Origin of the sequence: Pseudomonas sp. Teo4, assembly GCF_034387475.1 — a bacterium.
GTDB lineage: Bacteria > Pseudomonadota > Gammaproteobacteria > Pseudomonadales > Pseudomonadaceae > Aquipseudomonas.
Window position 1 is genome coordinate 1320048 of sequence record NZ_JAXCIL010000002.1, and the last position, 21898, is coordinate 1341945.

Annotated in this window: 17 protein-coding genes; 11 read left to right on the forward strand and 6 right to left on the reverse strand. The window is 60.7% G+C overall.

Annotation, left to right across the window (positions count from 1 at the left end; genetic code table 11):
* Positions 1-113: 113 nt before the first annotated feature.
* Positions 114-2987, forward strand: a complete 2874-nt coding sequence (gene gcvP, locus PspTeo4_RS22320) for an aminomethyl-transferring glycine dehydrogenase (RefSeq protein WP_322366022.1) — start codon at positions 114-116, stop codon at positions 2985-2987.
* A gap of 30 nt (positions 2988-3017) precedes the next feature.
* On the opposite strand, the gene PspTeo4_RS22325 is transcribed toward gcvP, so the two are convergent.
* The 3 genes from PspTeo4_RS22325 to PspTeo4_RS22335 all read right to left on the reverse strand — a co-directional run bounded on the left by PspTeo4_RS22325 (position 3018) and on the right by PspTeo4_RS22335 (position 5506).
* Positions 3018-3332, reverse strand: coding sequence for a DUF2388 domain-containing protein (locus PspTeo4_RS22325; protein ID WP_322366023.1), 315 nt, complete (start codon positions 3330-3332; stop codon positions 3018-3020).
* Positions 3333-3420: 88 nt separating this feature from the next.
* Entirely contained in the window at positions 3421-5106 is a 1686-nt protein-coding gene (locus tag PspTeo4_RS22330) for a GspE/PulE family protein (protein WP_322366024.1), read from the reverse strand.
* A gap of 94 nt (positions 5107-5200) precedes the next feature.
* The gene (locus PspTeo4_RS22335) at positions 5201-5506 is read right to left on the reverse strand and encodes a hypothetical protein (RefSeq protein WP_322366025.1); all 306 of its coding nucleotides are present in this window, start codon (positions 5504-5506) and stop codon (positions 5201-5203) included.
* A gap of 125 nt (positions 5507-5631) precedes the next feature.
* Between PspTeo4_RS22335 and PspTeo4_RS22340 the strand changes: the two genes are divergently transcribed.
* A complete protein-coding gene (locus PspTeo4_RS22340; RefSeq protein ID WP_322366026.1) occupies positions 5632-6102 on the forward strand; it encodes an Lrp/AsnC family transcriptional regulator in 471 nt (156 codons plus the stop codon).
* 103 nt (positions 6103-6205) lie between these two features.
* Here the strand turns inward: PspTeo4_RS22340 and PspTeo4_RS22345 are convergent, their stop codons facing one another.
* The gene (locus tag PspTeo4_RS22345) at positions 6206-7573 is read right to left on the reverse strand and encodes an inorganic triphosphatase (RefSeq protein WP_322366027.1); all 1368 of its coding nucleotides are present in this window, start codon (positions 7571-7573) and stop codon (positions 6206-6208) included.
* A gap of 117 nt (positions 7574-7690) precedes the next feature.
* Here PspTeo4_RS22345 and argE point away from each other — a divergent pair, with 117 nt between their 5' ends.
* Both argE and argA read left to right on the forward strand, forming a co-directional pair.
* Positions 7691-8833, forward strand: coding sequence for an acetylornithine deacetylase (gene argE / locus PspTeo4_RS22350; protein WP_322366028.1), 1143 nt, complete (start codon positions 7691-7693; stop codon positions 8831-8833).
* A gap of 125 nt (positions 8834-8958) precedes the next feature.
* Positions 8959-10257, forward strand: a complete 1299-nt coding sequence (gene argA / locus PspTeo4_RS22355; protein ID WP_322366029.1) for an amino-acid N-acetyltransferase — start codon at positions 8959-8961, stop codon at positions 10255-10257.
* Between the two features lie 160 nt (positions 10258-10417).
* On the opposite strand, the gene PspTeo4_RS22360 is transcribed toward argA, so the two are convergent.
* A complete protein-coding gene (locus tag PspTeo4_RS22360) occupies positions 10418-11794 on the reverse strand; it encodes a glutamine synthetase family protein (protein WP_322366030.1) in 1377 nt (458 codons plus the stop codon).
* Between the two features lie 574 nt (positions 11795-12368).
* Here PspTeo4_RS22360 and PspTeo4_RS22365 point away from each other — a divergent pair.
* The 7 genes from PspTeo4_RS22365 (at position 12369) to PspTeo4_RS22395 (ending at position 20684) form a co-directional block, all read left to right on the forward strand.
* Entirely contained in the window at positions 12369-13727 is a 1359-nt protein-coding gene (locus PspTeo4_RS22365) for a glutamine synthetase family protein (protein ID WP_322366031.1), read from the forward strand.
* A 48-nt stretch (positions 13728-13775) separates the two neighbouring features.
* Positions 13776-15137 (forward strand): aspartate aminotransferase family protein, encoded by a 1362-nt coding sequence (locus PspTeo4_RS22370; RefSeq protein ID WP_322366032.1) that lies wholly within the window; start codon positions 13776-13778, stop codon positions 15135-15137.
* A 169-nt stretch (positions 15138-15306) separates the two neighbouring features.
* Positions 15307-16404, forward strand: a complete 1098-nt coding sequence (locus tag PspTeo4_RS22375; protein WP_322366033.1) for a polyamine ABC transporter substrate-binding protein — start codon at positions 15307-15309, stop codon at positions 16402-16404.
* Positions 16405-16579: 175 nt separating this feature from the next.
* Complete coding sequence (locus tag PspTeo4_RS22380; RefSeq protein WP_322366034.1) at positions 16580-17674, forward strand: polyamine ABC transporter substrate-binding protein; 1095 nt, start codon at positions 16580-16582, stop codon at positions 17672-17674.
* A 60-nt stretch (positions 17675-17734) separates the two neighbouring features.
* Entirely contained in the window at positions 17735-18877 is a 1143-nt protein-coding gene (locus PspTeo4_RS22385) for an ABC transporter ATP-binding protein (RefSeq protein WP_322366035.1), read from the forward strand.
* A complete protein-coding gene (locus PspTeo4_RS22390; protein WP_322366036.1) occupies positions 18874-19794 on the forward strand; it encodes an ABC transporter permease subunit in 921 nt (306 codons plus the stop codon). Before PspTeo4_RS22385 ends, PspTeo4_RS22390 begins: the two co-directional genes overlap by 4 nt.
* The gene (locus PspTeo4_RS22395) at positions 19791-20684 is read left to right on the forward strand and encodes an ABC transporter permease subunit (protein WP_322366037.1); all 894 of its coding nucleotides are present in this window, start codon (positions 19791-19793) and stop codon (positions 20682-20684) included. Before PspTeo4_RS22390 ends, PspTeo4_RS22395 begins: the two co-directional genes overlap by 4 nt.
* 135 nt (positions 20685-20819) lie before the next feature.
* Here the strand turns inward: PspTeo4_RS22395 and PspTeo4_RS22400 are convergent, their stop codons facing one another.
* Positions 20820-21716, reverse strand: a complete 897-nt coding sequence (locus tag PspTeo4_RS22400; RefSeq protein ID WP_322366038.1) for an RHS repeat-associated core domain-containing protein — start codon at positions 21714-21716, stop codon at positions 20820-20822.
* Between the last annotated feature and the right edge of the window lie 182 nt (positions 21717-21898).

Below are 21898 nucleotides of genomic sequence, written 5' to 3' on the forward strand. Positions count from 1 at the left end.
TGGCTTGCCAGCGATGTGGCCGGTACTGCCTGCCCAAGATTTCCCGCAGAATCGGCAATCCTTCCTAGACTTATAAGTCTCCATGAGGCCTGGTCTAGGAAGAGAGCGTCGTCATGTCCCAGTCGCCATCCCTGCATCAACTGCAAGAGCTCAACCCGTTTCTGCGTCGCCATCTGGGGCCCGATGCCTCGGAGCAGCAGGCCATGCTCACTACGTTGGGCGTTGCCAGCCGCAGCGAGCTGATCGAGCAGACTGTCCCACCTGGTATCCGCCTGAACCGTCCTCTCGATCTTCCTCCAGCCCTGGATGAACAGGCCGCGCTGGCCAAGCTCGCTGGCTATGCCGAGCAGAACCAGGTGTGGACCAGTCTGATCGGCATGGGTTACCACGGCACGGTCACACCAACGGTGATCCTGCGTAACGTGCTGGAAAACCCTGGGTGGTACACCGCCTACACGCCCTACCAGCCGGAAATCGCCCAAGGGCGGCTGGAGGCATTGCTGAACTTCCAGCAGATGGTCATCGACCTGACCGGCCTGGCCCTGGCCAACGCTTCGTTGCTTGATGAAGCCACCGCTGCCGCTGAAGCCATGGCCTTGGCCAAGCGTGTGGCGCGCAGCAAGAGCAATGCCTTCTTCGCTGACGAGCACTGCCACCCACAGACCCTGTCAGTGCTGAAAACCCGTGCCGAAGGCTTTGGCTTCGAGCTGATCGTCGACTCTGTGGATAACCTTGCCAAGCACAAGGTGTTCGGCGCGTTGCTGCAGTACCCCGATACCCACGGCGAGGTGCGTGACCTGCGCCCGCTGGTCGATCAGCTTCACAGCCAGCAAGCTTTGGCCTGCGTGGCCGCAGACCTGCTGAGCCTGGTGGTGCTGGCGCCGCCGGGCGAGTGGGGCGCCGACGTGGTGCTTGGCTCGACCCAACGCTTTGGTGTGCCAATGGGCTACGGCGGCCCGCACGCGGCGTATTTCGCCTGCCGCGACGATTACAAGCGTGCCATGCCGGGGCGCATCATCGGTGTCTCCCGCGACGCCCGTGGCAACACCGCGCTGCGCATGGCGCTGCAGACTCGTGAGCAGCATATCCGCCGGGAAAAGGCCAACTCCAACATTTGTACCGCGCAGGTGCTGCTGGCCAACATCGCTGGCTTCTATGCTGTCTATCACGGGCCTGAGGGCCTGCTGCGCATTGCCCAGCGCGTGCACAGGCTGACCTTCATCCTGGCTGTCGGTCTCGAAGCCAAGGGCATCAAACGCGTCAACCAGCATTTCTTCGACACCCTGACCCTGGATGTCGGCGGTGCCCAAGCGGCGATCATCAACAGCGCCGAAGACGCTCGCATCAACCTGCGAATTCTCGGGCGAGGGCACCTGGGCGTGAGCCTGGACGAGACTTGCAACGAAGCAACGGTGCTGCGCTTGTTCGACATCTTGCTGGGCGTCGATCATGGCCTGGACATCGCAGAGCTCGACAAGCATGCCTTGCCGGAAGGCATTCCTGCTGCACTGGTGCGTCGCACGCCTTACCTCGCTCATCCGGTGTTCAACCTGCACCACAGCGAAACCGAGATGTTGCGCTACCTCAAGCAGCTGGAGAACAAAGACCTGGCACTGAACCAGTCGATGATCCCGCTCGGCTCATGCACCATGAAGCTCAACGCCACCAGCGAGATGATTCCCATCACCTGGCCGGGTTTCGCCAACATCCACCCCTTCGCACCGGCCGCCCAGACGACGGGCTACAAAGCGATGATCGACGAGTTGGAGAGCTGGTTGTGCGCCATCACCGGCTTTGACGCCATCTGCATGCAGCCCAACTCGGGCGCCCAAGGCGAGTACGCCGGGCTCATGGCCATCACCCGTTATCACCGCAGCCGTCATCAGCCCCAGCGTACCTTGTGCCTGATACCGTCCTCCGCCCACGGCACCAACCCGGCGTCGGCACAGATGGCAGGCATGGAGGTGGTGATCGTCGAATGCGACGACGACGGCAACGTCGACCTCGACGACCTCAAGGCCAAGGCCAACGCTGCCGGGGATCGGTTGTCCTGCCTGATGGTTACCTACCCCTCGACCCACGGCGTGTACGAGGAAGGCATTCGCGAAATCTGCGAGGTGATCCACCAGCATGGCGGCCAGGTGTACATGGACGGCGCCAACCTCAATGCCCAGGTTGGCCTGACCAGGCCGGCGGACATCGGCGCCGATGTGTCACACATGAACCTGCACAAGACTTTCTGCATTCCCCATGGCGGTGGTGGTCCGGGCATGGGACCTATCGGTATCCGCGCGCACCTCAAGCCGTTCGTCGCCAGCCACCCGGTGGTGCCGGTGCCGGGCCTGGACCCGAACAACACGGCGGTCAGTGCAGCGCCGTGGGGCAGTGCCAGCATTTTGCCGATCAGCTGGATGTACATCGCCATGATGGGGCCGCAGCTGGCCGATGCCAGCGAGGTGGCCATCCTGTCGGCGAACTACCTGGCCTGCCAGTTGGGCGGTGCGTTCCCCGTGCTGTATCGCGGCCGCAATCAGCGGGTGGCGCATGAGTGCATCCTCGACCTGCGCCCACTGAAGGCGCAGACCGGCATCACCGAGGAAGACGTGGCCAAGCGTCTGATGGACTACGGTTTCCATGCCCCGACCATGTCGTTCCCGGTGCCGGGGACGTTGATGGTGGAGCCGACCGAAAGTGAGTCGAAGGCAGAGCTGGACCGCTTCGTCGATGCCATGCTGGCAATTCGCGGCGAGATCAGCGAGGTACAGGAGGGTAACTGGCCGGCGGAGGACAACCCACTCAAGCACGCGCCGCATACACTGGCTGATGTGCTTGCGCCGTGGAATCGGCCGTACAGCCTGGAGCAAGGCATCGCCCCCAGTGCTCATGTGCGCCAGCATAAGTACTGGCCAGCGGTGAACCGGGTCGACAATGTGTATGGGGACAGGAACCTGTTCTGTGCGTGTGTGCCGGTGGAGGCATATCGCTGAGAGATGGGGCTGCACCGCAGCCCCTGACGCTTACTGGGCTACGGCATTCTTCGCCAGAATGGCGTTGGCCAGTTCCATGTCGCTTGCTTCAATCCCTGGGTGCTCGGCGCGTACCTGGTGCAATGCTGCCTCCAGGAACGGTCCGCGAATGGCGCCTTCACTGGCTACGAAGCTGCCGGCATCATCCTGTGCCGCCAATACCAGTTTGTGATCTCCGGATGTCAGATAGCTCGACGCGGTAGTTGCACCGGTCGTCATGAGATTGCGCAAGAGCTCATCGGCCATGGCGGAGCCCATCGGCAGCGACAGCAAGGCTGCAGCTGCGATGGCGGTTTTGAGACGCATGATGAAACACCTCAAAGGGTGGGGTTGAAGGTGCCCGGTTTGATCCTGTCTGGCTGACGCAAGTTCCTTGAATACAAGGTTTTTTTGCTCAGTTGCAGACCCGTAGGACCTCCTCGTGGCTGGTCAGCCCCAGCGCGACTTTTGCCTCCCCACAATGGCGCAGATCCAGCAGCCCTTGCTCCCTGGCCTGCTCACGTAATGCCGCAAGGTCGGTGCCAGGGCCTATTCGGGCGAGCAGTTTGTCGCTGGGAGTCAACAGCTCGAACAGACCGGTCCGGCCCTGGAAGCCCGTACCTCGGCAGTTGCGGCACGGTTGGGCGCCGGCCATCGGATTGCCGCCATGGCACTCACCACACAGGGTGCGCACCAGGCGTTGGGCCATGACGCCGATGAGGGTCGCCTTTATCAGGTAATCGGCGACCCCCAGCTCCTGCAGACGGGTGATGGCGCTGCAAGCGTCGTTGGTGTGCAAGGTCGAAAGCACCAGGTGCCCAGTCAGGGCTGCCTGAACCGCCACCAGCGCCGTTTCGCGGTCGCGAATTTCACCGATCATGATGATGTCTGGGTCCTGGCGCAGCAGGGCGCGTGCACCATTGGCAAAGCTCAGGTCCAGGCTTGGCTGGACCTGCAGCTGGTTGAATGCTGGCTCCAAGCGCTCAACCGGGTCTTCGATGGTGCACAGGTTGACCTCGGGCGTAGCCAGCAGCTTGAGGCTGGCGTACAGCGTGCTGGTCTTGCCTGAGCCGGTTGGCCCGGTGACCAGAATGATGCCCTGACGCTGACGCAACAGCGCCTGCCACTGCGCCAGCTGTTCGCCCTCAAGGCCAAGGCTGGCGAAGCTCTCATGCAATTGCTGCGGGTCGAACAGGCGCAGCACCAGCTTTTCGCCGAATGGGGTAGGCAGGGACGAAAGGCGCAGTTCCACTTCTTCACCGCCGGGCAGGCGGCTCTTGAGACGGCCATCCTGAGGTCGGCGTTTCTCCGCTACATCCATGCGGCCCAGGTGCTTGAGGCGGCTGATGACCGCCAGGGTCACGCTGGCGGGAAAGGCATAGACCGTGTGCAACAAGCCGTCGATGCGGTATCGCAGTCGGCCTTTGTCGCGGCGAGGCTCCAGATGAATATCACTGGCCCGTTGTTCAACGGCGTACTGCAGCAGCCAGTCGACGATGTGCACGATGTGAGCATCGTCGGCAGTCGACTCGGACTGGCGCTTGCCCAGTTCCAGCAATTGCTCCAGCTCGCCCAGGCTGGTCGACTGTTGGTATTGCGCGCCCTTGACCGAGTGGGCCAGGCGGAAGAATGACTGGCCCAGCTGGCGTATCTGCAGCGGGCTGGCCAGCACCCGACGGATTGGCTTGCCCAAGCTGCGGGCCAGGTCGGCCTGCCAGTCATCCTGATAGGGCTGGGCGCTGGCGACGGTGACGCTCGAAGGGTCGGCGGCAACGATGAGGATGCCGTGACGCTGGGCGAAGGCCGGGGATATCAGGCCCGCGACCTGGGGCATGTCGAGTTGCATCGGGTCGATGCGCAGATAGGGTTGGCCGACCTTGCCGGCCAGCCATTGGCAGAGGCGGTCCAGGTCCAATCGTTGACCGGGCTGTCGGTGGTCTTCCAGGCCGCAGTCAGCAATCTGCTCCAGCGGGTGGCTGGCGGGGTGAGTGGTGGCGTGCTTCAGCACGTGCAGGGTGTCGTTGGCGTGCAGGTGTTGGTCGGCGAGCAGGGCTTCGAGCACGCGCTTGAGGTCGAGTGCCGGGTTTTCTGGGGTATGCATGGTGGCGTCCGTGCCTGATGAGGGGTCTTGCTCAGGCTAGACGGGCGCTGAAGGGTTGCCGGGGATGAAGGGTTTCTGGATCTTGCAGTGCGCGTTACACCACTGCCAGCTCCACCCGCTGCTGGTTGGCCAGGCTCACTTCACCCACACACACCAGGTTACGCAGTTTCTGCGCGATCACCTCGGCCCGGTGCCAGCTCAGCCCGCCAATGCCAACCTCGATGTTCAGCCAGTCATCCTGTTGGCTGACCTGCACGCTATGTGGGGTAAGGAACTGCAGGGCAAACAGGTTGAGCACGCGGCACAGGCTGTCGGGTTCGGCTTCGGCCTGCAGGCGATAGTTGACGGTGCTGTGGGCGTTGTTGGCGGCCCAGGCGTCGGTACGGGGCTGTGCGTTCATGCTGGTCTCCGCAAAAGTGGGAAAATTCTTGCACGTTTGCAGGGGCATTTTTTCGCTATGATTTGATCAATTCGCTGTGTCGGCGAATTGTTCTATTCGATAACCGTTGCTTAGGAGAATGATCAATGCAAAGCGAGCTGGACGCTTACGACCGCCGTATTCTCGAACTGCTGCAGGAGGATGCTTCGCTGTCCAGCGCACAGATCGCCGAGCGAGTTGGCCTTTCGCAATCGCCGTGCTGGCGCCGCATTCAGCGCTTGAAGGAGGAGGGGGTGATCCGTGGCCAGGTGACCTTGCTCGATCGCAAGAAGGTCGGGCTGAACACGCAGATCTTCGCCGAGGTGAAGCTCAATGCCCACGGCCGCTCCAATTTTGCCGAGTTCACCGAGGCAATTCGCGGTTTTCCGGAAGTGCTGGAGTGTTATGTGTTGATGGGAGCAGTCGATTTTCTGCTGCGCATCGTCACATCGGACATCGAAGCCTACGAGCGGTTCTTCTTCGAAAAGCTGTCGAACGTGCCGGGAATTCAGGAGGTCAACTCGATCGTGGCCTTGTCCGAAATCAAGTCCACGACCAGCCTGCCGCTGGCGCGGTGAGACCATCGCCGTGACAAGCCAGTTCCCACAGGTACCGCAATGATCCCAAGAGGGGCGCGGTCTTTGTGGGAGCCGGCTTGCCGGCGATGAAGTCAACGCTGACTCAAGCCTTGATCAGGTACTTCCAACCACGGCTCTGATCCACAGCCCGGGCCTGCTCGATGCGCGCTTCGAGCAGCTCGTCGGACAGCGGCTGTTCGGCCAGCTCATGCAGCTTCTTCAGGTCGCCGTACAGGCGGTCCATCTGCGGCGCTTCGAGCACCTGGCGTGCATGGTGCAACCAGGCCAGCAGCTGTTCGATACGCGGCAGCTGTTCGGCCAGGTCTTCCGGGCGCTGGGTGTAGAGCGGCAGCTTCAGGGCGCGGCCTTCCTCGCCCAGCAGATGGCCCAACCAGCTGGCCAGCTGTGCCTTGCCCTGGCGCTCGCCACGGCCTTTACGATCGAGGGTCCAGCTACGAGCCAGCAGCCAGCTCGAGGTTTCCAGAGAGAACTGGCCCCAACGGGTGTCTTCCAGCTCTTCGGCGAACTGCTCGGGCGCGGCGCGGCGGATGTCTTCGTCGTCGTTGCCAGCCTGGACCAGCGGGCGCCAGTCTTCCAGCAGTGCATCAAGGCTGGTGCGCAGGGCGCGGGTGGTCGGGCGTGGTGCCGCCTGGCCGAGGCTGCTGGTCAGGGCGCGCAGTTCGCTCAGGCACAGGACCCAGTCCTGCAGCAGGCGCCAGTGGCCGTTGTGGCGGTATTGCTCGGCCAGGCGCTGGCTGCTGCCCAGTAATTGCCAGGCGAGGGCGGCATAGGCGTCGTCCACCGCCATTTCGGCCTCAAGCTCGGTGTGGGGCAGGCCCAGCTCGTAGCTGTCGGGCTCCAGCAGGCGGTAGCCGCGTTCGGCCTTGCTGATGTCGCAGGGCATCAGCGGCAGGCTGGCGGCCAGTTCGCTGGCCAGTTCCAGCAGTGCTTCTGGGGCGCCTTCGCGCAGTTCCAGCTCCAGCTCGCAGATCTCTTCCTTGCGTTTACCGGCGATGACGAAGCCCTGGTCCAGTGCGGCCTCGATCACCACTTTGCTCTTGCCGCGGCCCCAGGCGATTTCCGCGTATTCGCGGGTGAAGTCGGTGGTGAACAGCGGCTTGATGGTTTTCTTGTCCAGGTCGGCCAGTTGCTCGGGCCAGCAAGTGGCGTCGAGCTTCTTCAGGTCCAGCTTGACCTTGTCGAGCTGCCATTCGAACTCGTTACGCTCGGACAGGCCGGCAACGCTTTGGCCACGGCACTTGAGGGTCTGGATGATCACATCGCCGTCGCGGCGCAGGCGCAGGGCGACGCGGGCAGCCGAGAGGTCGCGCTCGGGGGTGTCGAAGTACTGATTGAGCAGCTCGCGGGTCTGCCAGCCGGACTTGTTGCGCTTTTTCAGCAGGGGGTGCTCGCGCAGGGCGGCAAGGGTCTCGCGGCTGGCGCGGAGCTTGAGTTCGGTTTCTTTGTGCATCGCAGGCTCGAAGGGAGGGGCGTGGTTGACGTGCAGTCTACAGGAGTCGGCCAACAACGGTTTATTCGAGACGGCGGATGGTCCTATGATGGGCAACGATTTCCCAGGAGTACGTGCATGCCGTTGCCGACGCTGAAAGACCAGTTCGCCGCCCTGATTGCCGCGCCTTCGGTCAGTTGCACCCAGCCAGCGCTGGACCAGTCCAATCGCCAGGTCATCGACTTGCTGGCGGGCTGGTTGGGTGACCTGGGTTTCAAGTGCGACATTCAGCAAGTCAGCCCGGGCAAGTTCAACTTGCTGGCCAGCCGTGGCACTGGGCCTGGCGGCTTGGTGCTGGCGGGCCACAGCGACACGGTGCCCTATGACCCACAGCTGTGGGCCAGTGACCCGCTCAAGCTGACCGAAGTCGATGGCCGCTGGGTCGGGCTGGGCAGTTGCGACATGAAGGGCTTTTTCGCCCTGGTGATCGAGGCTGTGTTGCCGCTGCTGGAGCACGACTTCAAGCAGCCGTTGCTGATTCTCGCCACTTGTGACGAAGAAAGCTCGATGTCCGGCGCCCGTGCCCTGGCCGAGGCCGGCCAGCCCCTGGGACGGGCGGCGGTGATCGGTGAGCCTACGGGCCTGCGGCCGATTCGCATGCACAAGGGCATCCTCATGGACCGCATCGACATTCTCGGGCGCAGTGGCCACTCGTCCGACCCGAGCCTGGGGCGCAGCGCCATGGAGGCCATGTATGCCGTGATGGGCGAGTTGATGGGGTTGCGCCGGCAATGGCAGGACACCTACCGCAACCCGCAGTTCACCGTGCCTACGCCCACCATGAACTTCGGCTGTATCCACGGGGGCGACAACCCCAACCGAATCTGCGGCCAGTGCGCCCTGGAGTTCGACCTGCGGCCACTGCCAGGCATGGATGTCGAGCAGCTGCGCGAGGCGATTCGGCAGAAGCTCAAGCCGGTCGCAGAGCGACTGGACGTGCGTATCGACTACAAGCCGCTGTTCCCGGAAGTGCCGCCGTTCGAGCAGGCCGCCGATGCCGAACTGGTGCAGGTGGCCGAACGTCTGACCGGGCATCGCGCCGAAGCGGTGGCGTTTGGCACCGAAGCGCCTTATCTTCAGCAGCTGGGTTGCCAGACCATCGTGCTGGGCCCTGGCGACATCGCCTGCGCTCACCAGCCTGGCGAATACCTTGAAATGTCACGAATCGAGCCTACCGTGCGTCTATTGCGTGACCTGATCCGGCACTATTGCCTCAATTAAACGTCAATCGAGCTGATTCGTTCTTGCCTAGAGGAGACCGCGCGTGACCGCAAGCCTGTTCCGACGATGATCCTGAACGCCGTGTGATCCACCGTTCTCCGTCCACTTTATCCACAGGCCCTGTCATGCCCGATTACGTCAACTGGCTACGCCATGCCTCCCCGTACATCAATGCCCATCGCGATTGCACCTTCGTGGTCATGCTTCCCGGCGATGGGGTGGAACACCCGAATTTCGGCAACATCGTCCATGACCTGGTGCTGCTGCACAGCCTTGGCGTGCGGCTGGTGCTGGTGCATGGCTCGCGCCCGCAAATCGAAAGCCGCCTGGCGGCACGCGGGCTGAGCCCGCACTATCACCGTGGTCTGCGCATTACTGACGCGGCCACCCTGGATTGCGTGATCGACGCGGTCGGCGCCTTGCGCCTGGCCATCGAGGCGCGGCTGTCGATGGATATCGCAGCCTCTCCGATGCAGGGCTCGCGCCTGCGGGTGGCCTGCGGCAACCTGGTCACCGCGCGGCCGATTGGCGTGCTCGAAGGTGTTGATTTCCACCACACCGGCGAAGTCCGTCGGATCGACCGCAAGGGCATCAGCCGTTTGCTCGACGAGCGTTCCATCGTGCTGTTGTCGCCGCTGGGGTATTCGCCCACTGGCGAAATCTTCAACCTGGCCTGCGAAGACGTCGCTACCCGTGCCGCCATCGAGCTGGGTGCCGACAAGCTGCTGCTGTTCGGTGCCGAGCCAGGCTTGCTGGATGAACACGGCAAACTGGTGCGCGAGCTTCGTCCGCAGCAGGTGGCGCCGCACCTGGCGCGCCTGGGCAGCGACTATCAGGGCGAGCTGCTGGATGCTGCTGCCGAGGCGTGCAAGGGCGGTGTGGCGCGTAGCCATATCGTCAGTTATGCCGAGGACGGTGCACTGCTCACCGAGCTGTTCACTCGCGGGGGCGGCGGTACGCTGGTCTCTCAAGAGCAGTTCGAGGTGGTGCGTGAAGCCACCATCGACGATGTCGGCGGCCTGTTGGAGCTGATCAGCCCGCTGGAAGAGCAGGGCATTCTGGTGCGTCGTTCGCGTGAGGTGCTGGAGCGGGAGATCGAGCAGTTCAGCGTGGTCGAGCGTGAAGGCATGATCATCGCCTGTGCGGCGTTGTATCCGATTGCCGATTCCGAGGCAGGCGAGCTGGCGTGTCTGGCGGTGAACCCGGAGTACCGCCATGGCGGGCGCGGGGACGAGTTGCTTGAGCGCATCGAGAGCCGGGCGCGGGCGTTGGGGTTGAATACCTTGTTCGTGCTTACCACGCGGACTGCGCACTGGTTCCGTGAGCGTGGCTTTGCGCCAAGTGGTGTGGAGCGGCTGCCGGCGGCGCGGGCATCGCTGTACAACTACCAGCGTAATTCGAAGATTTTCGAGAAGTCGCTGTAAGCCCGTACCGGCCTCATCGCCGGCAAGCCGGCTCCCACAGGTTCCCCGCAGCTCTGAAAGCAGTGGCAATCCGTGGGAGCCGGCTTGCCGGCGATGAGGCCGGTACAGCTAGCAGCTCTTCCAGAATGAAAAACGCCGCCCTGAGGGGCGGCGTTTTCGTTTACACGGTATGCAGATACCAGTTGTACTCGAGGTCGGAGATCGAGTGCTCGAACTCCTCCAGCTCGCTTTCCTTGCACGCGACGAAGATGTCGATGTACTTCGGATCGATGTACTTGTTCAGGATCTCGCTGTCGTCCAGCTCGCGCAGGGCATCGCGCAAGTTGTTCGGCAGGCTTTGCTCCAGCTGCTCGTACGAGTTGCCTTCGATTGGCTCACCCGGCTCGATCTTGTTGGTCAGGCCGTGGTGCACACCGGCCAGCACGGCCGCCATCATCAGGTACGGGTTGGCGTCGGCACCAGCAACGCGGTGCTCGACACGAACGGCGTCCGGCGAGCCGGTCGGCACGCGCAGGGCCACGGTACGGTTGTCCAGGCCCCAGCTCGGTGCGTTCGGCACGTAGAACTGAGCGCCGAAGCGGCGGTACGAGTTGACGTTCGGGCAGAGGAACGCCATGGACGCGGGCAGGGTCTCGAGCACACCGCCGACAGCGTGACGTAGCGCGGCGTTCTGCTCGGGATCCTCGCTGGTGAAGATGTTGTTGCCATCTTTGTCCAGCACGGAAATGTGTACATGCAGGCCGTTGCCTGCCTGGCCCGGGTAGGGCTTGGCCATGAAGGTGGTGTCCATTTCATGGTCGTAGGCGATGTTCTTGATCAGGCGCTTGAGCAGCACTGCGTAGTCACAAGCCTTGAGCGGGTCGGCGACGTGGTGCAGGTTGACTTCGAACTGCGCCGGGGCGCTTTCCTTGACGATGGCGTCTGCCGGAATGCCTTGCTCCTTGGCACCTTCAAGGATGTCCTGGAGGCAGTCGGCGTATTCGTCGAGGTCGTCGATCAGGTACACCTGGGTCGACTGTGGACGCTTGCCCGAAATCGGCGAGCGCGGTGGCTGCGGACGGCCGTTCACGTTCTCCTGGTCGATCAGGTAGAACTCCAGTTCGAACGCGGCACAGATGGTCAGGCCCATCTCGGTGAACTTGCTCACCACCTGACGCAGCACTTCGCGCGGGTCGGCGAAGAACGGCTCGCCTTCGAGCTCGTGCATGGTCATCAGCAACTGGGCGGTGGGGCGTTTCTGCCAGGGTTCGTTGGAGAGAGTGCCAGGAATCGGGTAGCAGATGCGGTCAGCATCGCCGATATCCAGGCCAAGCCCGGTGCTTTCTACGGTGGAACCGTTGATGTCCAGGGCGAAGAGGGAGGCAGGCAGGTTGATGCCTTTCTCGTAAACCTTGTGGAGGCTGGTGCGTTCGATTCGTTTGCCACGAACCACACCATTCATATCTGCAATCAGAAGGTCAACGTAGAGAACCTCAGGATGTTCCTTAAGGAACGCGTTCGCTTCGTTAAGCTGAACGGCACGCGGGGGTACCGACATGATGCAACACCTTTGTTGTTAAAAATATCAATCAAGGGGGGCTTGCAGGTCCAGTCAATCGAAAAGACATACTGATGTCAAGCCAACCCCATGATGCCCTGAAATGGCACATCGACGGCAGATTTGCTGCATATCGGGGCAATCCATTATCCGCTATTTCCCCTGCGAAGGGCTATCTCCGACACGCCGTGTTTTATTTTTTACGGAGGTGTTGTGTAAAAAAATGAACAAGGCTAAGCTCGGTCTCAACCCAGAACACAATAATACGAGGGTCACATGGTCCGCTTGTCGCGACCTGTACGTGCTGCCAGTGCAGCACCATCGGGTATCTCCGTCATTTTTGCGCGCACCGTCAACCGGTCGGCCGTACTGGCCGCAATAATTGACGCCTGGCGTTCCCGGACCACGTCCCGTAGCGGTCTACCGCACCTCTTTTCGCCTTTCTGCCCTTCGAACTCATTACGGATGCACCTGATTCCAGTGTATCCACTGCGGTCCTGCGCGGGGGTTTTTGCTTTAGCAATCTACTCCATCCAGAATCAGAGCGCGGACCTCCTTACCTCCTGAGGTATTTATGAGTAACAACCTCGACCAGCTCACCGATTGGTTGAAAGAGCACAAGATCACCGAAGTCGAATGCCTGATCAGCGACCTGACCGGCATTACCCGCGGCAAGATCTCGCCGACCAACAAGTTCATCGCCGAAAAAGGCATGCGCCTGCCCGAGAGCGTGTTGTTGCAGACTGTGACCGGCGACTACGTCGACGATGACATCTATTACGAACTGCTCGACCCGGCCGACATCGACATGATCTGCCGCCCGGACGAGAACGCCGTATTCCTCGTGCCGTGGGCCATCGAGCCGACCGCGCAGGTTATCCACGACACCTACGACAAGAAGGGCAACCCGGTCGAGCTGTCGCCGCGCAACGTTCTGAAGAAAGTACTCAAGCTCTACGCTGACAAGGGCTGGCAGCCAATTGTCGCGCCAGAGATGGAGTTCTACCTGACCAAGCGTAGCGAAGACCCGGACTTCCCGCTGCAACCACCGGTAGGCCGTTCGGGCCGCCCGGAAACAGGTCGGCAGTCGTTCTCCATCGAAGCCGCCAACGAATTCGACCCGCTGTTCGAGGATGTGTATGACTGGTGCGAGCTGCAGCAGCTTGACCTGGACACGCTGATCCACGAAGACGGCACGGCGCAGATGGAAATCAACTTCCGTCACGGCAACGCCCTGCACCTGGCTGACCAGATCCTGGTGTTCAAGCGCACGATGCGCGAGGCCGCGCTCAAGCACAATGTGGCCGCGACCTTCATGGCCAAGCCCATGACCGGCGAGCCTGGCAGTGCCATGCACCTGCACCAGAGCGTGGTCGACGCTGCCACTGGCAAGAACATCTTCTCCAACGAAGACGGCAGCATGAGCGAGCTGTTCCTGCACCACATCGGTGGCCTGCAGAAGTTCATCCCCGAAGCGCTGCCGCTGTTCGCCCCCAACGTCAACTCGTTCCGCCGTTTCCTGCCCGACACCTCGGCACCGGTGAACGTCGAGTGGGGTGAAGAAAACCGTACCGTTGGCCTGCGTGTACCGGATGCCGGCCCGCAGAACCGCCGGGTCGAGAACCGCCTGCCCGGTGCCGACGCCAACCCTTACCTGGCCATCGCCGCCAGCCTGCTGTGCGGCTACATCGGCATGGTCGAAGGTATCGAAGCCAGCGCGCCAGTGGTGGGCCGTGGCTATGAACGCCGTAACCTGCGCCTGCCGCTGACCATCGAGGATGCGCTGGAGCGCATGGAAGTCAGCCGTGCGCTGACCCAGTACCTGGGCAAGAAATTCATTACCGGCTACGTCGCCACCAAACGCGCCGAGCATGAAAACTTCAAACGCGTCATCAGTTCCTGGGAGCGAGAGTTCCTGCTGTTCGCTGTCTGATCAACCCTGAGGCCGCCCATGGGCGGCCACCGGAAAATGGAGAGGCACATGAGCGTCAACAACCCGCAAACCCGTGAATGGCAAACCCTGAGCGGTGAGCACCACCTTGCACCCTTCTCTGACTACAAGCAGCTGAAGGAGAAGGGGCCGCGCATCATCACCAAGGCGCAGGGTGTGCATTTGTGGGATAGCGAGGGCCACAATATCCTCGACGGCATGGCTGGCCTGTGGTGCGTGGCGGTCGGCTATGGTCGTGAAGAACTGGTGCAGGCGGCGGAAAAGCAGATGCGCGAGCTGCCGTACTACAACCTGTTCTTCCAGACCGCTCACCCGCCTGCGCTGGAACTGGCCAAGGCCATCACCGACGTGGCGCCCGAGGGCATGACCCATGTGTTCTTCACCGGCTCCGGCTCCGAGGGCAACGACACTGTGCTGCGCATGGTCCGCCATTACTGGGCGCTCAAGGGCAAACCGCAGAAACAGACCATCATTGGCCGTATCAACGGCTACCACGGTTCCACCGTTGCTGGCGCCAGCCTGGGCGGCATGAGCGGCATGCACGAGCAGGGTGGCCTGCCGATTCCGGGCATCGTGCACATCCCGCAGCCGTACTGGTTCGGCGAGGGTGGCGACATGACCCCGGACGAGTTCGGGGTATGGGCTGCCGAGCAACTAGAGAAGAAGATTCTGGAGGTTGGCGAAGAAAACGTCGCGGCTTTCATCGCCGAGCCGATCCAGGGCGCTGGCGGCGTGATCATCCCGCCAGAAACCTACTGGCCGAAGGTCAAGGAAATCCTCGCCAAGTACGACATCCTGTTCGTCGCCGACGAAGTGATTTGCGGCTTCGGCCGTACCGGCGAATGGTTTGGTTCGGACTATTACGACCTCAAGCCCGACCTGATGACCATCGCCAAGGGCCTGACCTCCGGTTACATCCCCATGGGCGGTGTGATCGTGCGTGACAAAGTCGCCCAAGCGCTCAGCGAAGGCGGTGACTTCAACCACGGCTTCACCTATTCCGGCCACCCAGTGGCGGCAGCGGTAGGCCTGGAAAACCTGCGCATCCTGCGCGACGAGAAGATCGTCGAGAAGGCTCGCATGGAAGTGGCACCCTACTTGCAAAAGCGTCTGCGTGAGCTGCAGGATCACCCGCTGGTGGGCGAAGTACGCGGCCTGGGCTTGCTCGGCGCGATCGAGCTGGTCAAGGACAAAGCCACCCGCAGCCGTTATGAAGGCAAGGGCGTGGGCATGATCTGCCGCAATTTCTGCTTCGACAACGGCCTGATCATGCGCGCGGTGGGTGACACCATGATCATCGCACCGCCTCTGGTAATCAGCCATGCAGAGGTGGACGAACTGGTGGAGAAAGCACGCAAGTGCCTGGACCTGACCTATGAAGCGATCAAATGAGCGCCTGCTAGGCTAGCGTTGTGACATTAGTTGCTTGCAAGGCTCTGCTTTCCTTGAAACAGCGCCTTGTAACTTGCCAGACTAGCGACTGTTTCAGTCGCCCGACGCCTGTACTGCGGGACCTGGCAGCTGAACGGATGGCTAATCAAAAAAATCTGGAGCATGACGCATGAAGAAAATGGGCAAGACGTTGCTGGCCGCAGCCCTGATGGGTGCCATGGCCACCGCTGTACAGGCTGAAGACAAGGTACTGAACGTCTACAACTGGTCGGACTACATCGCTCCGGACACCATCGCCAAGTTCGAGAAGCAGACCGGCATCAAGGTCAAGTACGACGTCTTCGACAGCAACGAAACCCTGGAAGCCAAGCTGCTGGCGGGCAAGTCGGGTTACGACATCGTCGTGCCTTCGAACAACTTCCTGGCCAAGCAGATCAAGGCAGGTGTCTACGAGGAGCTGGACCGCTCCAAGCTGCCCAACTGGAAAAATCTCGACGCAGACCTGCTGAAAGCCGTTGGCGATGCCAGCGACAAGGACAACAAGCACGCCTTCCCGTACATGTGGGGTTCGATCGGCATCGGCTACAACCCAGAGAAGGTCAAGGCCGCGCTGGGCGTGGACAAGATCGACTCGTGGGACGCCGTGTTCAAGCCTGAGAACATTGCCAAGCTCAAGAGCTGCGGCGTGAGCTTCCTCGATGCCCCGACCGAAATGCTGCCAGCTGCGCTGCACTACCTGGGCAAGCCCACCGACAGCACCAAGAAAGAAGACCTGAAGGCCGCCGAGGACCTGTTCCTGAGCATCCGTCCTTCGATCACCTACTTCCACTCGTCCAAGTACATTGGCGACCTGGCCAACGGCAACATCTGCGTAGCTGTCGGTTACTCGGGTGACCTGGAGCAATCCAAGGCCCGTGCCCACGAAGCAGGTGACAAGGTCAAGCTGGACTACATCATTCCGAAAGAGGGTGCCGGTACCTTCTACGACATGGTCGCCATCCCGAAAGATGCCGAGCATAAAGACGCCGCCTACCAGTTCATGGACTTCCTGATGCAGCCGGAAATCATGGCTGAGATCACCAATGCCGTGCGCTTCCCGAACGGCAACGCGGCGGCTACCCAGTTCGTCGACAAGGACATCACCAGCGACCCAAGCATCTACCCGCCTGCTGAAGTGAAGAAGCAGCTGTACGCGATTGCCGCGCCTGAAGCATCCGCCCAGCGTGTCATCACCCGCAGCTGGACCAAGATCAAGTCGGGCAAGTAAACCCGATGCTGAACCCTCTGGGCCGGGGTTTTCCGGCCCAGAGGCAGTGAAAGGCAATTGATGATTGCGGCATTGAGGCTGCGAAGGTAAGTTGCGCGCCGGTTTTGCGTGTGCGGCAGCGCTTGTACCCATGAAGCATGCCGTCACCGAGGCACTGATTGTGAGGACCACCCACTTGTCTATTTCTGTTTTCCGCAAGGCCTTGATGGCTGGAGCGGGCCTGACGCTGGCATGCAGCGTCCAAGCGGCGCCTACGGTGCACTTCTATAACTGGTCCGATTACATCGGCCCGACCACCCTCGCGGACTTTGAAAAAGCAACCGGTATCAAGCCGGTGCAGGATGTCTTTGACTCCAACGAAACCCTGGAAGGCAAGTTGTTGGCCGGTAACACCGGTTACGACGTCGTTGTGCCGTCCAACCATTTCCTCGGCAAGCAGATCAAGGCGGGCGCATTCCAGAAGCTCGACAAGAGCCTGCTGCCCAATTATTCGAACCTGGACCCAGCGTTGATGAAGCGCCTGGAAAAGAACGATCCGGGTAACCAGTACGCCGTGCCTTACCTTTGGGGCACCAACGGTATCGGCTACAACGTCGACAAGGTAAAAGCCGCGCTGGGCGTGGATACCATCGACTCGTGGGCCGTGCTGTTCGAACCCGAGAACATGAAGAAGCTCTCCAAGTGTGGCGTGGCCTTCCTCGACTCGGCGGACGAGATGCTGCCGGCGGTGCTCAACTACATGGGGCTGGACCCCAACAGCACCAAGGAAGCGGACTACAAGAAGGCTGAGGAGAAACTCCTGGCCGTGCGCCCCTACGTGACTTACTTCCATTCGTCCAAGTACATCACCGACCTGGCCAACGGCGACATCTGCGTCGCGGCAGGTTTCTCCGGTGATGTGTTCCAGGCCAAGGCCCGCGCTGAAGAAGCGAAAAAGGGCGTGAACCTGGCCTACGCGATTCCCAAGGAAGGCGGCAACCTCTGGTTCGACGTGCTGGCGATCCCCAAGGATGCCAAGAACGTCAAGGAGGCCCATGCCTTCATCAACTATTTGCTGAAGCCTGAGGTGATTGCCCAGGTCAGTGATTACGTCGGTTACGCCAACCCGAACCCCAAGGCTGGCGACCTGATGGACCAGGCCGTGAGGACTGACGCCGCGGTTTACCCACCGCAGGAAGTGCTGGACAAGATGTTCGTCAACAGTGAGTTGCCACCCAAGGTGCAACGTTTGATGACCCGCAGCTGGACCAAGGTCAAGTCGGGCAAGTAACAATCCAGGCCCGTCGCTGACGCAGTGGCGGGCACACAAATCTTGTTGGGAGTTTCACTCATGGCAGTTGCCTCCGGTGCCTATAAGAAAGCCCTCGAGGGTGGCCAGCAACCCAAGCAGGTGCTGGTCAAGATCGACCGGGTCACGAAAAAATTCGACGAAACGGTAGCCGTGGACGATGTGTCCCTGGAAATCCGCAAGGGCGAGATCTTCGCCCTGCTGGGAGGCTCCGGTTCTGGTAAATCGACCCTGCTGCGCATGCTGGCGGGCTTCGAGCGTCCAACCGAAGGGCGGATCTTCCTCGATGGCGTCGACATCACTGATATGCCGCCCTACGAGCGGCCGATCAACATGATGTTCCAGTCCTACGCCTTGTTCCCGCACATGACCGTGGCGCAGAACATCGCCTTCGGCCTGCAGCAGGACAAGATGCCCAAGTCCGAGATCGACGCCCGTGTGGCCGAGATGCTCAAGCTGGTGCACATGACCCAGTACGCCAAGCGCAAGCCGCACCAGCTTTCTGGTGGCCAGCGTCAGCGTGTGGCCCTGGCCCGTTCGCTGGCCAAACGCCCGAAACTGCTGCTGCTCGACGAACCTATGGGTGCGCTGGACAAGAAGCTGCGTTCGCAGATGCAGCTGGAGCTGGTCGAGATCATCGAACGCGTGGGTGTGACCTGCGTGATGGTGACCCACGACCAGGAAGAGGCCATGACCATGGCCCAGCGCATCGCCATCATGCACTTGGGCTGGATTGCCCAGATCGGCTCGCCGGTGGATATCTACGAGACACCGACCAGCCGCCTGGTGTGCGAATTCATTGGCAACGTCAACCTGTTCGAGGGTGAAGTGGTCGACGACGCCGAAGGCCACGCGATCATTGCCAGCCCGGAACTCGAGCGCAAAATCTACGTCGGCCACGGCATCACTACCTCGGTGGAAGACAAGCACATCACCTACGCGCTGCGCCCGGAGAAGATGCTGGTCACCACCACGCAGCCAACCTGCGAGCACAACTGGTCTCGCGGCAAGGTCCACGACATCGCCTACCTCGGTGGCCACTCGGTGTTCTATGTCGAGCTGCCTAGCGGCAAGGTCGTACAGTCGTTCGTCGCCAACGCCGAGCGCCAAGGCACCCGGCCAACCTGGGGCGATGAAGTGTACGTGTGGTGGGAAGACGACAGCGGCGTGGTACTGCGGTCATGAGCCCTCGCAAGCTCAAGCGAGCGCTTCAGCGCATCACCCCGGAGGGACGCCACCTGGTGATCGGCGTGCCGTTCATCTGGCTGTTCCTGTTCTTCATGCTGCCGTTCTTCATCGTACTGAAGATCAGCTTTGCCGAAGCCGATGTGGCGATCCCGCCGTACACCGAGATCTACAGCTACATCGAAGACAAGGTTCAGCTGGTGCTGAACCTCGCCAACTATGGCCTGCTGACCGAGGATGAGCTGTACATCTCGGCCTACCTGGGCTCGCTGAAGATGGCCTTCTTCAGCACCTTGTTGTGCCTGTTGATCGGCTACCCGATGGCCTATGCCATCGCCAACGCCAAGAAGGAGACCCAGACGGTCTTGCTGCTGCTGATCATGATGCCGACCTGGACCGCGATCCTGATCCGCGTCTATGCCTGGATGGGCATCCTCAGCAACAACGGCCTGCTCAACGGCTTCCTGCTGTGGACCGGCCTGATCGACCAGCCGCTGCAGATCCTCAACACCAACCTGGCGGTGTATATCGGCGTGGTCTATTCGTACCTGCCGTTCATGATCCTGCCGCTGTACGCCAACCTGGTCAAACACGACCCGAGCCTGCTGGAAGCTGCGTCGGACCTGGGTTCGAGCACCTTCAACAGCTTCTGGAAAATCACCGTGCCGCTGTCGAAGAACGGCATCATCGCCGGCTGCATGCTGGTGTTCATCCCGGTGGTGGGTGAGTTCGTGATTCCTGAACTGCTGGGCGGCCCGGAAACCCTGATGATCGGTAAGGTGCTGTGGCAAGAGTTCTTCAACAACCGTGACTGGCCGGTGGCGTCTGCCTTGGCGGTGGTGATGCTGGCGATCCTGATCGTCCCGATCCTGCTGTTCAACCGCAGCCAGGCCAAAGAAATGGAGGGCAGGGCATGAAACGCTTCAGTTTCTCCAAGCTGATGCTGGTGCTCGGCTTGCTGTTCATCTACCTGCCGATGCTGATCCTGGTGATCTACTCGTTCAACGCCTCGAAGCTGGTAACGGTGTGGGGTGGCTGGTCGGTGAAGTGGTACGTCGGCCTGCTCGACAACACCCAGCTGATGGGTTCGGTGATGCGCTCGCTGGAAATCGCCTGCTACACCGCAGTTGCTGCGGTGGCGCTGGGTACCCTGGCGGCCTTCGTGCTGACCCGCGTGACCCGCTTCAAGGGCCGTACGCTGTTCGGTGGCCTGGTCACCGCGCCGCTGGTAATGCCTGAAGTGATCACCGGTCTGTCGCTGTTGCTGCTGTTCGTGGCCATGGCGCAGATGATCGGCTGGCCGCAGGAGCGTGGCATCGTCACCATCTGGATCGCCCACACCACCTTCTGCGCGGCCTATGTGGCGGTGGTGGTGTCGGCTCGCCTGCGTGAGCTGGACTTGTCGATCGAAGAGGCGGCCATGGACCTGGGTGCCAAGCCGTGGAAGGTGTTCTTCCTGATCACCATTCCGATGATCGCGCCCTCGCTGGCGGCTGGCGGCATGATGTCGTTCGCGCTGTCGCTGGACGACCTGGTATTGGCGAGCTTTGTGTCTGGCCCGGGTTCGACCACCTTGCCGATGGAAGTGTTCTCGGCGGTGCGTCTGGGCGTGAAGCCTGAGATCAACGCCGTGGCCAGTTTGATTCTGCTGTCGGTGTCGTTGGTGACCTTCTTTGTCTGGTACTTCAGCCGCCAGGCCGAAGAACGTCGTCGCAAGGCGATTCAACAGGCCATCGAAGAAGGCGCTGCGGCGAACGTGTCGCAGCCGCAGGTTCGGCGCCCGGCTCCGGCCACTGCGTCGGCCTGAAGCCAATAAGTTCCTGAGCCTGTTGGGGCGGCCAAGCGCTGCAACGACAGGCTGGAACTATTGAAAATGAGCATCAGGTTCTCGGCGTCAACTCTCTTGTGCCTGACAGTAAATAGCCACGCTTCAAATCCGGCATTATGGCTTGAGTATTGCAGTATTTCGAGTCTTCGAAATTTTTTCAGCAACTTCAGCAAATGCCTTGGAAGATTGCAAGGTCGCAATTTGTTCATCGATCTGTTTGATTGTTGACGCCTCCCAGTATGGGTCGATTATTTTGCGGTATTGTTGTTTTCTTTTTATTAAGATGTCGTACTGTTGAGACGTTTCTGAAGCTAACTGCTGGCTTGAATCGCTTCCGTTGGTTTGAGTGCTTCTTTGCGGGACTTGGAGTCTACTTTTTTCGTGCCCTGGGGTTGCAGCATGTTGTGAGGCGGTTGATTGAGGTAGGACGTTTTGAAGTTTCATTATTGTGATGTCAGGTAGGCTTTGTCTGTTCGTAGCGTCTGCGGGTGTTGCTATAGTTGGCTTCACGGTTACTTTGTCCCGATTTTTTCTCGAGAACAATCCAAAGAACCATTTTTTCTGTCCGCTTGGGTCTGAATAGTTTATAGGGTCTCCTTCGCAGTAAGTATAGGCATTTAACCCACCGTCTGAAAATGGGCTCAAACTGTCGGGTGAATAGAATCTCATGAGGCCAGGGTCGTATCCTCTATGGCCGTGTCCTAGTAGGTAGCATTGCATAAAGCTGTCTTTACGCTTACCGCAGTACTCGGCGAGAATAGTCTTTTCGATTTTACTGCGTGTATGCCCAAATGGGGTATAGGATCGGGACGAGTTCGCTGAATGAGCACTGGCATATAGCGTAGATGCTTGAGCATCGTTCGCCAGTAGAGTGTTTAGGTCTGCGTTCACGCTGGCGAGTGGTTTATTTAGTGCCGAGAATAATTTCAAGTTTGTAGTCGCCGATATTTCGTTGCTTATCGTCTTGTCTTGATAGAAGTACCGAGCGGTTTTTAACAGTTTTTCTTTCATGATTTGCATCTCATAGAGGGATGAGCTCGCGCGTTTTTTCAGCCTCTCAAGTGGCTAGGGCCTACGCAACTAGTAAAATTGAGGGGGAATAGCACAAAGTGCCCCCTGACCCTACTGGCTCACAATTGAAGGGTTGCACCGGGCCTGCCCCGTGAAAACGGGCCAAGCAGCGATATTCAAAT